Origin of the sequence: Mesorhizobium sp. M7D.F.Ca.US.005.01.1.1, from assembly GCF_003952545.1 — a bacterium.
GTDB classification, from domain to species: domain Bacteria; phylum Pseudomonadota; class Alphaproteobacteria; order Rhizobiales; family Rhizobiaceae; genus Mesorhizobium; species Mesorhizobium loti.
The window spans coordinates 5,732,381-5,746,431 of record NZ_CP034453.1; the positions used below are offsets into that span (position 1 = coordinate 5,732,381).

The 14,051-nt window shown below is 61.1% G+C and carries 15 protein-coding genes and 1 tRNA gene; 11 read left to right on the forward strand and 5 right to left on the reverse strand.

The features are described from left to right. Positions 1-51 precede the first annotated feature (51 nt). The 6 genes from EJ076_RS27915 (at position 52) to EJ076_RS27940 (ending at position 5,502) form a co-directional block, all read left to right on the forward strand. Positions 52-1,383, forward strand: a complete 1,332-nt coding sequence (locus EJ076_RS27915) for an aspartate aminotransferase family protein (RefSeq protein ID WP_126070039.1) — start codon at positions 52-54, stop codon at positions 1,381-1,383. A 217-nt stretch (positions 1,384-1,600) separates the two neighbouring features. Beyond that, the gene (locus EJ076_RS27920) at positions 1,601-2,635 is read left to right on the forward strand and encodes an extracellular solute-binding protein (RefSeq protein WP_245462900.1); all 1,035 of its coding nucleotides are present in this window, start codon (positions 1,601-1,603) and stop codon (positions 2,633-2,635) included. A gap of 92 nt (positions 2,636-2,727) precedes the next feature. Next, complete coding sequence (locus EJ076_RS27925) at positions 2,728-3,819, forward strand: ABC transporter ATP-binding protein (RefSeq protein WP_126070041.1); 1,092 nt, start codon at positions 2,728-2,730, stop codon at positions 3,817-3,819. A 3-nt stretch (positions 3,820-3,822) separates the two neighbouring features. After that, complete coding sequence (locus EJ076_RS27930) at positions 3,823-4,692, forward strand: ABC transporter permease (RefSeq protein ID WP_109661311.1); 870 nt, start codon at positions 3,823-3,825, stop codon at positions 4,690-4,692. After that, the gene (locus EJ076_RS27935; RefSeq protein WP_126070042.1) at positions 4,692-4,991 is read left to right on the forward strand and encodes a hypothetical protein; all 300 of its coding nucleotides are present in this window, start codon (positions 4,692-4,694) and stop codon (positions 4,989-4,991) included. Before EJ076_RS27930 ends, EJ076_RS27935 begins: the two co-directional genes overlap by 1 nt. 34 nt (positions 4,992-5,025) lie before the next feature. Beyond that, entirely contained in the window at positions 5,026-5,502 is a 477-nt protein-coding gene (locus EJ076_RS27940; RefSeq protein WP_126070043.1) for an ABC transporter permease subunit, read from the forward strand. 569 nt (positions 5,503-6,071) lie between these two features. On the opposite strand, the gene EJ076_RS27945 is transcribed toward EJ076_RS27940, so the two are convergent. Continuing rightward, a tRNA-Ile gene (locus tag EJ076_RS27945) sits at positions 6,072-6,147 on the reverse strand. Positions 6,148-6,281: 134 nt separating this feature from the next. On the opposite strand from EJ076_RS27945, the gene EJ076_RS27950 reads away from it, so the two are divergent. Next, a complete protein-coding gene (locus tag EJ076_RS27950) occupies positions 6,282-6,995 on the forward strand; it encodes an SIMPL domain-containing protein (protein WP_126070044.1) in 714 nt (237 codons plus the stop codon). Positions 6,996-7,301: 306 nt separating this feature from the next. Here the strand turns inward: EJ076_RS27950 and EJ076_RS27955 are convergent, their stop codons facing one another. Both EJ076_RS27955 and EJ076_RS27960 read right to left on the reverse strand, forming a co-directional pair. Next, positions 7,302-7,658, reverse strand: a complete 357-nt coding sequence (locus EJ076_RS27955; protein WP_109660073.1) for a hypothetical protein — start codon at positions 7,656-7,658, stop codon at positions 7,302-7,304. Positions 7,659-7,892: 234 nt separating this feature from the next. Beyond that, the gene (locus EJ076_RS27960) at positions 7,893-8,339 is read right to left on the reverse strand and encodes a YcgN family cysteine cluster protein (RefSeq protein ID WP_109660071.1); all 447 of its coding nucleotides are present in this window, start codon (positions 8,337-8,339) and stop codon (positions 7,893-7,895) included. 197 nt (positions 8,340-8,536) lie between these two features. Here EJ076_RS27960 and EJ076_RS27965 point away from each other — a divergent pair, with 197 nt between their 5' ends. Together EJ076_RS27965 and EJ076_RS27970 are read left to right on the forward strand one after the other, a co-directional pair. Next, positions 8,537-10,762, forward strand: a complete 2,226-nt coding sequence (locus EJ076_RS27965; RefSeq protein ID WP_126070045.1) for an OmpA family protein — start codon at positions 8,537-8,539, stop codon at positions 10,760-10,762. A gap of 300 nt (positions 10,763-11,062) precedes the next feature. Further along, the gene (locus tag EJ076_RS27970) at positions 11,063-11,578 is read left to right on the forward strand and encodes a TIGR00645 family protein (RefSeq protein ID WP_126070046.1); all 516 of its coding nucleotides are present in this window, start codon (positions 11,063-11,065) and stop codon (positions 11,576-11,578) included. 135 nt (positions 11,579-11,713) lie between these two features. Here the strand turns inward: EJ076_RS27970 and EJ076_RS27975 are convergent, their stop codons facing one another. Continuing rightward, complete coding sequence (locus tag EJ076_RS27975) at positions 11,714-12,580, reverse strand: NAD(P)-dependent oxidoreductase (protein ID WP_109660069.1); 867 nt, start codon at positions 12,578-12,580, stop codon at positions 11,714-11,716. Positions 12,581-12,757: 177 nt separating this feature from the next. Here EJ076_RS27975 and EJ076_RS27980 point away from each other — a divergent pair, with 177 nt between their 5' ends. Further along, positions 12,758-13,024, forward strand: coding sequence for a type II toxin-antitoxin system VapB family antitoxin (locus EJ076_RS27980; RefSeq protein WP_126070047.1), 267 nt, complete (start codon positions 12,758-12,760; stop codon positions 13,022-13,024). Then, entirely contained in the window at positions 13,021-13,410 is a 390-nt protein-coding gene (locus tag EJ076_RS27985) for a type II toxin-antitoxin system VapC family toxin (RefSeq protein ID WP_126070048.1), read from the forward strand. Before EJ076_RS27980 ends, EJ076_RS27985 begins: the two co-directional genes overlap by 4 nt. A gap of 6 nt (positions 13,411-13,416) precedes the next feature. Here EJ076_RS27985 and EJ076_RS27990 read toward each other — a convergent pair whose 3' ends face one another. Beyond that, positions 13,417-14,043 (reverse strand): helix-turn-helix transcriptional regulator, encoded by a 627-nt coding sequence (locus EJ076_RS27990; RefSeq protein WP_126070049.1) that lies wholly within the window; start codon positions 14,041-14,043, stop codon positions 13,417-13,419. Positions 14,044-14,051: the final 8 nt, after the last annotated feature.

A 14,051-nucleotide genomic window follows, 5' to 3' on the forward strand; every position in this document is an offset into this window, starting at 1 on the left:
CAAGCGGTCCACGCCGATAATCAGCCACATCCCAATAGGTTGAGGTGAGCCATGAATATCAGCCAGACAGACACGTCTCATTCTAGAAACATTCTGGAACAGGGTAAGCAGTCGCTGATCCACGATCCATTGGGGGGCGACGAAGCAAAGATTACGCTGGTGCGCGCCAAAGGCTCGTATGTCTGGGACGACCAAGGCCGCCAATATCTCGACTGCACCTCCCAGGCGTGGTCGAACAATCTCGGCGCCAATGATCCACGTGTGGTGGAAGCGGCGATCGCCCAGTTGCGCGAAATCACCCACGCCCGGCCGAATTTCAACACAATCCCACTGCTGAAGCTCACTGCAAAGCTGCGCGAGATTTCGCCCGGTGACTTGAATCGCATTGGCTACTGCCTGCACGGCAGCCTGGCCGTCGAAATGGCCATGAAGCTTGCGTTCAAGAACAAGCCTGGTCGCCACAATATCATCGTGCTGCAGGACGCTTATCATGGTCGTTCGCTGACCACGATGGCGGCGAGCTGGCCGCATCCAAACAACCCTTTCCTGCCAATCCAGCCGCGCTTCACCCGTGTGCCGCATCCGGACCCCTATCGCCCGCGACTGGGCATGGACGTCGAGATGGAATCGAGACTCTGTCTGCAACTGCTGGAAGAGACGATCCACAAGGGCGTCGATGGCGGTGTCGTCGCGATCATGATGGAGCCGATCCCTGGCAATGGGGGTCACATCGCTCTGCCGCTGTCTTTCCTTAGAGGCGTGCGCGACATTTGCGACCGGCACGACATCATCCTTATCTGGGACGAGATCCAGAGTTGCTTCGGCCGCACAGGCGCGATGTTCGCGGCCGATTACTTCGGCATCGTTCCCGACATCATGACTTTCGGCAAAGGCATCAGCGGCGGCTTTCCGCTTGCCGGCATCCTGGCAAGTGAACGGCTGAACGGCTTCGAATCTGGCGAGGATGCACTGACCTTCGGCCAGTTCCCTGTCGCGATGGCGGCAGCCGTCGCCACCATCGACGCGATCATTGCCGACGATCTGTGCGGCAAGGCGCGCGACCATGGTGCCTATGCTACGCAGCGACTCCACGAGATGGCGGACCGCCGCAAGCTGATTGGCGACATTCGCGGTCCTGGCCTGTTCGTCTCGCTCGAGCTCGTCAAAGATAGGGTTAGCAAAGAGCCCGCCACCAAGGCCGCCTCGGAAGTCTATCGGCGCGGTCTTGAGAAAGGCGTGCTCTTTGGTGAGAGCCGCTATGCCGGTCTCGGCAACCTGATCAAGGTGAAGCCGCCGTTAGACTGCACGCATGAAGACATGTCGCGCGCGCTCGATGTGCTCGATGACGTATTGGGTTCAATCGAGGCCGATGGAATCGCTTGATCCAGTAGCCCAAATCAGACGATCGGGAGAACAGATCAGACTCTATACGTGCCACAGACCATGAAATTAGTACAAAGATACTAACATCGAAAAGGGGATCACTATGCAGAACAAAACGATTAGCAGACGGACCGTGCTGACCGCAGGTGCGGGCGCTGCCCTATGCATGCCATTCATCAGGCCCGCCTGGGCGCAGACACAGACCGTGCGGGCGCTGATGTGGGAAGCCTATGTACTTCCAGATGTCGTTTCCAAATTCGAGGAAGAGAACAACGTCAAGTTTGTCGCCACGTTCTTCGATGGCAATTCCGAAGCCTATAACACACTGCGCGTCGGCGGTGCCAAGGAATTCGATTTGGTCCAGGCTGATGGCTTCTGGCCGCAACTCTATTTTCGAGACGGGCTGATCCGAAGTGTCGACTACACACATGTGCCGAGCGCGGCAAACTACCTTCCGGAATTCCATGCCGAAAAGTTCAAGGTGCTGACTGACCCGGCATCCGGCAATAAGATCGGCTATCCGTTCTGCTGGGGTGCCTATGGGATCACGTACAACGCGGCAGTCGTCGCGCCGGAGAAGACGGGTACGATTGAATGCATGTTCGATCCCGCCCTGTCAGGCCAACTGTCCACCAGCGCGCGTTTCGAGGAAAACATCGCCCTGGCGGCATTGTTGGTGACGGACCGGTTGGGCTCGCGCGAAAAACCTCGCCCGGATGGAAAGCCTTTCAACCCATATGTCCTGACCGATGAGGAACTTGACGGTGTCAAGAAATTGCTGATCGAACAGAAGGCGCTGCTTCTGACCCGCTATCAGGACAACCCGACGTTGTTCCAGCTTTTGCAGAGTGGCGCCGTCGTGGCGGCGACCGAATTCGCGCAAGTATTCCGTCAGCTTCTGACGGCCAAAGACCGTAACCCGAAACAGGATTTCCGCCATACGCTTAAGATGAAGGAAGGGGGATTGGGCTGGGTCGACACTTGGCTCGTAACGTCCGGTGTCGAGGATGGCCCCAAGCTCGACCTGTGCAACAAATTCATCGACAGAATGATCTCATCTGAGATCATGAAGCGGATCGGCGAGGTGGCCGGCTGCTCGACCACAATCGATCTAAGAGGAATCTCGACCGAGGAAGAGCGTAAAGTCTATCTGATGGATCGGTCGAGCGAGATCGCGGATCTTTTCATGTTTGATCAGCCATCCTCTCCCGAGAAATGGGAACGCGTGTGGTCGAACGTGCAGGCAGCCTAATCGTCCGTCATTCTCCCAAGCAATGACGCTACCCTCCGGCAGGGCGTTGCCCCGTCGGAGGGACCACGGCCCTCAATGTCAGGTGATCCAACATGAATCAGAGCCAAAACGGCGCCGAGGCCCCCTACATCCGGATTGCCAATATTTCGCGTCAATACGGCCAGGTCCGCGCGCTGCACGATCTCAGCATCGATATCGACAAACACGAGTTCATCGCCATTCTTGGCCCCAGCGGCTCGGGCAAGAGCACGCTGCTCAGGCTGATTGCGGGACTTGACCGGCCCACCGCAGGACGCATTTTTTTTGACGGCGTCGACGTCACAGACCTGCCGCCGCACAAACGCGGCATCGGGATGGTGTTTCAGGAATTCCTGTTGTTTCCGCACCGCACCGTTCGCGAAAATTTGGCCTTCCCACTGCGGATGACCAACCAGCCGCCGCAGATGATCCTCGAGCGCCTGGACTGGGCCGAGGCAATATTGTCGCTTAACGGGCTGATGGACAGGTACCCAAATCAACTTTCCGGCGGCCAGCAGCAGCGCGTCGCGCTCGGCCGTGGATTGGTCACCCACCCCACCCTCTTGCTGCTCGATGAGCCGCTCGCCAATCTCGACCGTGAATTGCGCAACGAAATGGAAGTGGAAATCCGCCGCTATCAAAAGCAACTCGGAATCCCTTTCGTCTATGTGACCCACAATCAGGAGGAAGCGCTGTCAATGAGCGATCGCGTCGCCGTGATCAACGGTGGCAAGCTCGAAGCCCTCGGCGAACGACAGTTGATCTACGACCATCCGCCGACGCCTTTCGTCGCGCGCTTCGTTGGCAAGTCGACACGCTTTGATGGGGCGTTCGATGCAGCCTCCAAGAAGGTCGATCTGCAGCGTTATAACTATTCTTTCCCTTATGAAGAGGTCCCCGAGCGAAGGGGCAACGCCCGCGTCGAGGTCTTCGTCAAGAACGAGCGCTTCGAACTGCTGCCATCAAGATCAGGGAGTGCCGGCATTCCCTGCACTGTCGCCGACGTGGTGCTGAGAGGACCCTTCGTGGAATACATCCTCGAAACCGAGGCCGACGAGCGCATTATCGCGGTGCAGCCCAAGAGAGAGGAACCTCTGGCACTCGGAACCAAGCTTTCGTTGTCGTGGAACCCCTCACAGTGCCACGTATTTCCGGCAGGGAGGTGAATGATGTCCGAGGCCGAAAATAGGCTTAACAGGCGCCTGTTCCTGCACATACCAACCGTCTTCCTGGTCATCTTCTTCGTCTTGCCTTTGATCGCACTGGTCGTTTTGAGCTTCTGGCAAACCGAGAACTACAAAATCGTCCGAGAATGGACGGCGATGAACTATGTGACGCTCGCGACCGAGCCAGCTTATTTCATTTTCTTCATACGTTCGCTGTTCATGGCGATCTTCGTTTCAGTATTCTCGGTCGTCGTCTCCTGGCCGATCGCCTTCTTCATCGTGCGTCACGGGGGTCGCTACAAGCTGATCCTTTCGCTGTTGCTTGCCGTGCCGTTCCTCTCCGGCGAAGTGCTGCGCCTTATCGCCTTGCAGGGCATGCTGGGGCCGACTGGCTTGGTCAACGGGGTGCTTCTGAAGCTAGGGGCCGCACCGCTGCGTTTTATCATGTATTCGAATTCGGCCACCTTCATCGCATTGGTCTATCTCTACCTGCCTATGGTGGTAACGACAGTGTATTTGTCGCTCTTGAATTTCGACTTTCGGCTGGCGAGCGCGGCGAGCGCCTGTGGTGCTAACCGTTTCCGGATATTTTCAGAGATCGTCTGGCCACTCAATCTGTCGGGTACAATCGTCGGGTTCCTCCTCTGCTTCATCCCGACGCTGTCGGCCGCGCTGGCGCCTCGCTTTCTCGGCGGTCCTAATGGCGTTCTTTACGGTATGTCGATCGCGCAGCAGTTCGGTGAGTCCGGCACATGGGCGCTCGGCGCCGCCATGGGTGTCGTGCTCTTCTTGTTTTCGATGCTGGTGCTCGGCGTCTTCAGCCTCGGAATCGACCTGCGCCGCACAGGCTTCACCGGAATGGGACGACAGTGATGTATGCACAGGCAAGCAATGAAAGGCTGACGAAATGGCTGATGGGCGCGATCCTGGTGATAGCCTATGCGTTCCTCTACATGCCGATCATCCACATCCTGTTCGCCTCGCTGTCGAGCCGGCCGAACTTTCCCTATCCTCCGGAGTTCGACTATGGGAGCTACATCAGGCTCTACACCAATACTGTATACCAGGACGCATTCCTGAACAGCTTGATCATCGCGACCTGTACATCGATCCTCTCGACAGTCCTAGGCTTCCTGGCAACGGTAGGGGGTGTTGCGGTTCGGCGGCCGTAAAGCCCTCCTCTACGCGGCCTTCTTTGCGGGCCCTTTGTTCGTATCCGAGATACTGCTCGGCATCTCGTCCATGTCGCTCTACTATCTGGTCTTCGAACTGCAGGGCAACATGGTCACCGCCATCATCGCCAATTCGGTGCATTGCTTCTCGTTTTGTTTCCTGATCATGGCCGCCCTGCTCTACCGCTACGATTGGCGCATGAACGAGGCAGCTGTGGTCTGTGGCGCTTCGCCGGCACGCGCCTTCTACGAGGTGATGCTACCGCTGACTTGGTCGGGCATATTGGGCAGCCTGATCGTAGCCTTCGTGCTGTCGCTCAATGGCCTAGACATCTCGTTCTATTTGCTCGGCGCAACCCCTACTATGCCATCGGTCGCCTGGGGCGCACTGCGCTACGGCGTCAAGCCCGAACTCTACGCGCTTTCGTCGATCATCAACATTCTGGTGTTTGCCGCGATCACGGTGCTCTATTTTGTCGCCCGTTCGGACAAGAAACAGCCGATGGAATGACATGTCCTGCTTGTGGCGCCTTCGGTGGGCCGCATTTCCGGTGAGGCCATGTTTTTGCACGTCTGAATTTCACACACGAGGACATTAGAGATCGCGGCAGATATGTGGGCGCTCTATGCCTTGCTTCGCCTCCGCTATGAGGGAACCCAAGGGAGTGCGCAAGTCCTACCGCCGCAAAGCTTTGGACTACGTTCGCTTTGTCGAAGCGTCCATCCGTTCGAGGCGGGGCAACCGTAGCCTCTGGACCAACTGTAACACCATATTTCCAGTAAGCGGTGTCCGGCTCACGCCTTGACCAAGATGCTTTATCAATGTCGAGGACTGCAGCCATGACAGGGACGGCAACTATGCGCCATTTGCGGTCATTGGCTGTCTGCGCTTTCTGAGGATACGGTCCCACCCTTCGACATGATTGCCTCGGTCGACGCTAACAGCCTGTAGGCATGTCGTCACCTGGTCCCAAAGGTGCCGCGTCCCGCCAAGGAGCGGTCGGCGACGGAAGGGCGTTCGAGTACACGTTGTGGGCATCTTAGAAAGAATAATAAAATCAAATAGTTATAGGTTAATTCTGGTGGGCCCGGAGGGACTCGAACCCCCAACCAAGCGGTTATGAGCCGCCGGCTCTAACCATTGAGCTACAGGCCCCACGCGGGCTGGATTAATGTTTTTCCCGTCGCGGCACAAGGCTTTCCCGACAGGCTTTCGGAGATCGCCCAAATCAACCCATAATCGCGCTCTAGGCGACCTCTGCGACTTGATCGCAGACCAAGGAGATTTTCATGACCAGACACCTTTTGCCTCTCGCGCTCGCCGCTGCAATCGCTTTTCCGGCGATGGCTGGAGCCACCGATTTGCCGACGCCGCCCCGCATCATCGTGTCAGGCGAAGGCGAAGCAACCGTAGCCCCTGATCTGGCGGTCCTGACGCTGAGCGTCATGCGCGAGGCCAAGACCGCGCGCGCGGCGCTCGACGCCAACAATGACGCCATGGCCGCCGTGATCGCAGCGATGAAGTCGGCCGGCATCAAGGACCGCGACCTGCAGACCACCGGCATCCAGATCAACCCGCGCTACAACTACACCAACAAGCCGGACGGCAGCCAGGAAGCCGAACTCGTCGCCTATCAGGTGACCAACACGCTTTCGGTGCGGGTGCGCGATGTCGACAAGACCGGCGAAATCCTCGACAAGGCGGTGTCGCTCGGCGTCAACCAGGGCGGCGGCATCGCCTTCACCAATGACAACCCGGCGGCCACGGTCACCGAGGCGCGCAAGAAGGCGGTCGCCAACGCCATGGCCAAGGCCAAGACGCTGGCCGAAGCCGCAGGCGTCAGCCTCGGCCGTGTGCTTGAGATCACCGATCAGAACATGGCGCCGACGCCAATGCCGATCAACGCCAAGGCTTTCGACGCCGCGGCGGGTGCTGCGGCTCCGGTGCAGGCCGGCGAGAATTCCTACAATGTGCAGGTCACCGTCACCTTCGAACTGAAATAAGCAGCTCTGACGATCCGTGGCTGAGCCTTGCCCAGCCACGGATGCAATCACCAGTCGATAGCGAGCATGAAAAACCCCGCGGGATTGCTCCCGCGGGGTTTTTTCGAGCCACACCCTTCAACTGGAAAGGGGCTCGGCTAGTCCCGGCTGATCCTCGCAGAGGATCATGCCGCGTCGACCTTCGCAGAAGGTCCTGTCTCCAGGCTGAGGCTCGCAGAGGTCGTGTCTTCTGACCGGCCCTCAGCCTCAGCCTCAGCCTCAGCCTCAGCCTCAGCCTCAGCCTCAGCCTCAGCCTCAGCCTCAGCCTCAGCGATAGATAACCGGGCAACCGCGCTCGTTGGCGAACACGATCACGACGCGGTCGCCGTCCTGGCGGCCCATCACCTTGACCGTGCGGCGGTTGACGTCGACGATGCGGGCACGATAGAGGCCCATGCGTTCGGCCTTGTCGAGGGCGCGGTCCGGCGAACAGCCACGGCGCCAGCCGTCGCGACGCTCGTCACGGCGATGGCGATAGCCATCGTCGCCGGCATAGACGCCGAAGCGCGGGTCGTTGTTGTTGCCGAAGCCGAGATAGAGGCTGTCGGCGTGAGCGGGGATAGCCGTCAGCGTGCCGAGACCGACCAGGGCCGAAAGGGCTGCCGTCTTGATCGTGTTGAACATCGTCTTCTCTCCTTTTTTGGGCTTTCGCCCGTCCTCGTGAACCGATGGGGGGGAGAATGCACTTGCCTGTCTGAACTCTTTACGAACCTGCTGTTCATCTTCGGTTCATGTGGCGAGAAAAGGGAAATTCCGGCTATTCGCCATCGTCCGCAGCCTGCGGTGAACGCCAAAACGCCCGACACAGACCCTGTTCCCTACCAGCGGGCCAAGGATCAGGCGCCCCCGGCGCGAGCCTTAGGGTTCGTCGTCCAGCATGTAGTCAAAATAGTCTTCCGGCTCGGCAAGATCGGTTTCGCTCGCCTTGACTCGGCCGCGCATCGAGATACCGGCTTCATGCACGGTCTCGGCACTGCCCGACACCAGCCGGTGCCACCAGTAGAGGTCGCGGCCCTCGGCCACCAGCCGGTAGGCGCAGGTGCTGGGCAGCCAGCTGATGGTTCGCACGTTCTGCGGCGTCAGCCCGACGCAGTCGGGAACGCGCGCCAGCCGGTTGGCGTAGTCCGAACAGCGGCAGGTCTCGGCGTCGAACAGCCGGCAGCCGACGCTGGTCCAGTAGATCTCGCCGGTGTCCTCGTCCTCGAGCTTCGACAGACAGCATTTGCCGCACCCGTCGCAGAGCGACTCCCACTCGGCCGGGCTCATCGCCTCAAGCGTCTTGGTTTTCCAGAATGGCGTTTCCATTCCCGGCATGTGGCCCCAGCCGCCGGCAAGGTCAAGCGCGGCAACGGCCGGAATTCGGCGATCGCCAGGGGAATGACACGAAGTTGCCTTCAAAAGGCCGGCCAATCGCCCTGCACGGCCTCTATTCACGCCAAACCGGAACCAATCGGCGCAAGATCGGTTTCGGCAAGGATGGGACCCCACAAGGAGAATTTTCGATGAAACGCCAACCACGGATTCTGGCCGGCACCGCACTCGGCCTGCTGATGGCATCCGCGCCGTTGGGCGCGTTCCCGCTTCAGGGAGGTGCCGCGTTTGGCCCCGCCCAGCGCACGTCAGCCCCATTCATTTTGGCGCAAGCAGCGTGCGCCGAGGGCGAATCGGCCGAGGCCTGCGCGCAGAAGCAGCAGGCGGAACCCGAACAGAAGCCCGAGCGCAGGAAGAAGGCCGAGCCTGAGCAGCAGGCAGCGCCTGCCCAGAGCGCGCAGCCCGCCGAGGAGCAGCAGCCACGCAGGAAGAAGCGCGATCAGCAGCAGCAGACCGAGCAGGTGCCAGCCGAACAGGCCGCACCCGCCGAGGAACAGCAGCCGCGCAGGAAGAAGCGCGATCAGCAGCAGCAGACCGAGCAGGCGCCGGCCCAACAGGCAGCACCCGCCGAGGAACAGCAGCCGCGCAGGAAGAAGCGTGATCAGCAGCAGCAGACCGAGCAGGCGCCGGCCCAACAGGCCGCGCCCGCCGAGGAACAGCAGCCGCGCAGGAAGAAGCGTGATCAGCAGCAGCAGCAGACCGAGCAGGCGCCGGCTCAACTGGCCGCACCCGCCGAGGAACAGCAGCCGCGCAGGAAGAAGCGTGATCAGCAGCAGCAGACCGAGCAGGCGCCGGCAGGCCAGGCAGAACCGGCCAACGACAATCAGCCCGCCGAGCAGGCCAAGCCGCGCAAGAAGAAGCAGGACCAGCAGGCCGAACCTCAAGTCGCCCCGACGCCGAAGGAAGCTCCCGCTGGAGAGGCGACGGCCCCTGCCGGCGAACAGCCTGCGGCCCAGGGCGAGCAGCCCCAGGACAAGACCAAGAAGCACGGCAGGAAACCGGCCGGCGAACAGCCGGCCACCGGCGAGCAACCTGCCAATGGCGCGAAGCCCGCCACCGGCGAACAACCCGCCAATGGCGAAAAGCCGGCGACCGGCGAACAGCCAGCCACCGGCAAGCAACCGGCCAATGGCGAGGCGGCAGCACCAGTCCAGGGCGAAAACCCTGTGCAGGGCGAAGCACCTGCCAATCCCAACGCTGCCCCAATCCTGGACAGCCAGAAGGATGCCGAGCGCAAGGGCGGCGGCCGGAAACATGGCGACAAGAACGGCCAGCAGAATGGCGAGCAGCAGAATGGCGGGCAGAACGCCCAGCAAGGCGGCGATCAGGGTCAGAAGCCAGTGGTCGCTCCCGTCGACCAGGGCCCGCCCCCGACCGACGACAAGGCCGCACAGCAGGAGATCAAGCCCGAGAAGATGATTCCGGTGACTGAGGAAAAAGGCAAACGCCTCGATCGCGCGCCCGACGAGAACATCCGCGACCGCCGCCGTCCCAAGGGCGTCGACGTGCTCAAGGAGATCGGCGACCGCGTCATCATCCAGCTCGGCGGCCAGACGATCGTCCAGAGCAATGACGGTCCGCGCATGAACCGCGGCGCCAAGGACGTCTATTACGAGGATCTGCCGCAAGGCCGCACACGCGAGACGGTCGAGCGCGGCAATGGCGTCCAGATCGTCACCATTCGCAACCGTTACGGCGATGTCATCCAGCGTTCGCGCATCACGCCTGATGGGCGCGAATATGTGCTGAGCTATGTCGACGAGCAGGACTATCAGGATGAGGGCGACTGGCGCGATCCCGGCGACGACCTGCCGCCAATGCGTCTGACCATCCCGCGCCGGGAGTACATCCTCGATTCCGAGGATGTCTCGAGCCCGGACGATTACTACGACTTCCTCGAACAGCCGCCGGTGGAGAAGGTGCAGCGCCTCTATTCGATCGACGAGGTCAAGCGCTCGGCCCGCGTGCGCGACATTGCACGGCGCGTCGATCTCGACACGCTCAACTTCGAATTCGGCTCGGCCTCGATCTCCGACACCGAGGTGCAGAAGCTTGAGGGCGTCGCCAGCGCCATGGAGAAACTGTTGAAGAAGAACCCGGCCGAGACCTTCTTGATCGAAGGCCACACCGATGCGGTCGGCACACCGGAAGCGAACCTCGCTCTGTCCGATCGCCGCGCGGAAGCGGTGGCGGAAGCGCTGACCAACGCCTTCGGCATCCCGCCGGAGAACCTGACCACGCAGGGCTATGGCGAGGAGTATCTGAAGGTCAACACCGCGGCGCCCAACCGCGAGAACCGGCGCGTCGCCATCCGCCGCATCACCTCGCTGGTGGCGCCTGTGGCCAGCAACAATTAGGTCATGTTTTCAAAACCATGACCTGGTTTGTGGAATCGGCGCGAGAAGCATCCATCCCCGGCCCTGCCGGGGATGGATCGACGTGCCGGGTTCAACAAGAATTGTACCGGTATGCAACCGGGCTCATTGAATCGACGGCGCACCTACCCCAGATTCAGGGCTGGGCGTTCCCTGCCCCGTCCCGACTCCAGCGGGACGCATTGAGCCCCGCCGGACCCTCTCCGGCGGGGTTTTTTGTCTTGCAAACAGTGGCGACCTGAAGGAGATACGGCCCGACTGAGAACCAACCGGAACCACTTCATGAAGCGTCTCGAACTCGCCATCGAATCGATCATTCTCGCCTCGCGCTGGCTGCTCGTCGTCTTCTATCTCGGGCTGGGCGTGGCACTGGCCATCTATGCGCTGTCCTTTGGCAAGAAGCTCTACGAGTTCGTCACCGTGGCCTTCACGCTCGGCGACACCGACACCATCCTGAAGATGCTCGGGCTGATCGATGCCGCCCTGGTTGCCTCGCTGGTGGTGATGGTCATCATCTCGGGCTACGAGAACTTCGTCAGCCGCTTTGACGACCAGGACGGCGGCGTGCACTGGCTGGGCACGATCGATGTCGGCTCGCTGAAGGTCAAGGTCGCCTCGACCATCGTCGCCATCTCGTCGATCCACCTGCTGCAGGTGTTCCTGAACTCGTCGTCCTACACGACCGACCAGTTGATGTGGCTGACCATCATCCACCTCGCCTTCGTCGTCTCGGCCCTCATGCTCGCCTATATCGACCGGCTGATGGGTCTGAGCAAAGGCAAGAAGGACGAGGCGTAACACCAATGGAAGAGGACGATCTTTCAAGGCTCGATCGACTTCGTCAGGCAATCGACGAGGGCGATGAATCGGCGAGCCGGAGCCGTTCGACTTCGACCTACTTATCGAAACAAACCGCCGGCGGCTCGATCCTCGTCAGTAGATGTTCTTGATCTTGCTGTCCGTCCGCGCAAACACCTCATCGGGGACAAAAAAATCGCCGGCCAAAGGCCCGGTCGCATCAGGCGCATAGACCGAAAAGTCGCTGACGCCCTCGGCGCGCAGAACCTCCTCGTCGATGTAGAAATTGCCTGATGCCTCGCGCGCCCGCCGCATGAAGATGGCGTGCGCGGCATCGGCCATGATGTCGGGCAATCGACTCATCGCCGCCACCGTCGCGCCGCCGAGCAGATTGCGCACCGCCGCCGTATCGATGGTCGAAATCGGCCACAGCGAATTGACCGCGATGCCGTCCTTGGCGAACTCGGCGCTCATGCCCAGCGTGCACATCGACATGCCGAACTTGGCCATGGTGTAGGCGACGTGGTTCTTGAACCACTTGGCCTTCATGTCGAGCGGCGGCGCCAGATTCAGGATGTGAGGATTTGCAGCCAACTTCAGGTGCGGGATACACATTTTGGATACCAGGAAGGTGCCGCGCGTGTTGATCTGATGCATCAGGTCGTAGCGCTTCATGTCGGTTTCCAGCGTGCCGGTGAGCTGGATGGCGCTGGCATTGTTGACGCAGATGTCGATGCCGCCGAACTTTTCCACGGTCCTGGCGACCGCCTCGGCCACCTGTGCCTCCTCACGGATGTCGCACAGCACGGGCAGCGCCTTGCCGCCGGCCTGCTCGATCTCTTCGGCCGCCGTATAGATCGTGCCCGGCAGCTTCGGATGCGGCTCGGCGGTCTTGGCCGCGATCGTCACATTGGCGCCGTCGCGTGCCGCACGCAGCGCGATCGCCAGCCCGATGCCGCGCGACCCGCCGGAGATGAACAGCGTCTTTCCCTTGAGCGACATTTTTCCTCCGCTTCCCTGTGCTTCTTCAAGTGATCCTTGCCCGCGCCGCTGCCGGATACAAGAGCTTGCGCTACGACGCCATGGTGACGCTGCGGAGGCCGGCGCGGGTGGCACAGGAAATCCATTGGATTCATCGAGCGGCTACTATATATTCTATACAAACAGGTAGATTATAGAATGGCGCTGTCGATCAAGAATACGGAAGTCGAGCAATTGGCGCGCGAGCTTGCACGCCGTCGCCGAGTGTCCGTGACCGAAGCGATCCGCCAGAGCCTCGAGCGCGAAGTTGCGCGCGAGCGGCTGGTGCCGCGCGACGAAACCGACGACTTGTTTCAGCGGTTGATGGCGATTGCCGACAGCGCCGGAAAAGTCCCCAGACGTGAGAATGCGATGACCGATGACGAAATCCTCGGTTACGATGAGTTCGGAATCCCGACGAAATGATCATCGATTCCTCGGTCCTGGTCGCCATTCTGCGTCTCGAACCAGGCTACGAACGTTTCGTGCTGGCGATCGCGCAGGCCAAGAGACGGCTACTGGCCGCGCCAACCTTCCTTGAAACGACAATGGTGCTCGCAAGCGGCCGGCAAGATGAAATCCTGGATCGCCTCGATAGCTTCCTGCGCAGCTCCTCGATTGAGACGATCGCCTTTACCGCCGACCACGCCGCCGTCGCCCGCCAGGCGTTCCTGCGCTACGGCAAGGGTCGGCACCCGGCGGCGCTGAATTTCGGCGATTGCATCGCCTATGCCACGGCGCGGCTCGAAGCTATGCCGCTGCTGTTCAAGGGTGATGATTTCCGCCTCACCGATATTGACGCGGCGGTGTGATCGAAATCAGACCAGCACCAGCCCCTGCCGCATCGCAATGGCGATCGCGTCGGTGCGGTTGGCGGCACCGAGCTTGATCAGGATTGCGGCGACGTGGAACTTCGCCGTGTGCACGGAGATGTTGAGCCGCCGCGCGATCACCTTGTTGGGCGCACCCTCGGCCAGCAGCGCCAGCACTTCCGCCTCGCGCGGCGACAGCGAAGGCCGGACGGCATGCTCGTCGGGGGTTTCCTCCTCGAACGGCTCGCCATCGCCGGTATGGAAATGCTCATGGCGCCCGCTTCTGCCATCGCCCGATACGCGATAGCCGGCCGCAGCCAGCCGCACTGCTGCGGCGATCAACAAATCGTCCGCGCCCGCCGCCATGACGGCCAACACCTCACCGGTGGGCCGCTCGTCGCCGCGTCCCGACAGTAGCACCCTTGGAATGGCGGCCGGCACCGCCTCACCGCTCCGGTCGTCAACGATGGCGACGTCGGCTCTGCCGGCTACGACCGGCAACAGATCATCGCTGGCGGCAAGCGAGGCCGCCAGGCGCTCGGCGCGTGACGCATCGCCAAGCGCAATCAGCACCACCAGCCGCCGCGAGACGGCACCGTCATGCATGATCCGGTCGCTGGTGAGCGTGTCCATCGATCACC

Excerpts from the sequence above, each read along its gene's own strand:
- EJ076_RS27915 (WP_126070039.1), top strand. The coding sequence starts at position 52 with ATGAATATCAGCCAGACAGACACGTCTCATTCTAGAAACATTCTGGAA.
- EJ076_RS27920 (WP_245462900.1), top strand. The coding sequence starts at position 1,601 with ATGTGGGAAGCCTATGTACTTCCAGATGTCGTTTCCAAATTCGAGGAA.
- EJ076_RS27925 (WP_126070041.1), top strand. The coding sequence starts at position 2,728 with ATGAATCAGAGCCAAAACGGCGCCGAGGCCCCCTACATCCGGATTGCC.
- EJ076_RS27930 (WP_109661311.1), top strand. The coding sequence starts at position 3,823 with ATGTCCGAGGCCGAAAATAGGCTTAACAGGCGCCTGTTCCTGCACATA.
- EJ076_RS27935 (WP_126070042.1), top strand. The coding sequence starts at position 4,692 with ATGTATGCACAGGCAAGCAATGAAAGGCTGACGAAATGGCTGATGGGC.
- EJ076_RS27950 (WP_126070044.1), top strand. The coding sequence starts at position 6,282 with ATGACCAGACACCTTTTGCCTCTCGCGCTCGCCGCTGCAATCGCTTTT.
- EJ076_RS27955 (WP_109660073.1), bottom strand. The coding sequence starts at position 7,658 with ATGTTCAACACGATCAAGACGGCAGCCCTTTCGGCCCTGGTCGGTCTC.
- EJ076_RS27960 (WP_109660071.1), bottom strand. The coding sequence starts at position 8,339 with ATGGAAACGCCATTCTGGAAAACCAAGACGCTTGAGGCGATGAGCCCG.
- EJ076_RS27965 (WP_126070045.1), top strand. The coding sequence starts at position 8,537 with ATGAAACGCCAACCACGGATTCTGGCCGGCACCGCACTCGGCCTGCTG.
- EJ076_RS27970 (WP_126070046.1), top strand. The coding sequence starts at position 11,063 with ATGAAGCGTCTCGAACTCGCCATCGAATCGATCATTCTCGCCTCGCGC.
- EJ076_RS27975 (WP_109660069.1), bottom strand. The coding sequence starts at position 12,580 with ATGTCGCTCAAGGGAAAGACGCTGTTCATCTCCGGCGGGTCGCGCGGC.
- EJ076_RS27980 (WP_126070047.1), top strand. The coding sequence starts at position 12,758 with ATGGCGCTGTCGATCAAGAATACGGAAGTCGAGCAATTGGCGCGCGAG.
- EJ076_RS27985 (WP_126070048.1), top strand. The coding sequence starts at position 13,021 with ATGATCATCGATTCCTCGGTCCTGGTCGCCATTCTGCGTCTCGAACCA.
- EJ076_RS27990 (WP_126070049.1), bottom strand. The coding sequence starts at position 14,043 with ATGGACACGCTCACCAGCGACCGGATCATGCATGACGGTGCCGTCTCG.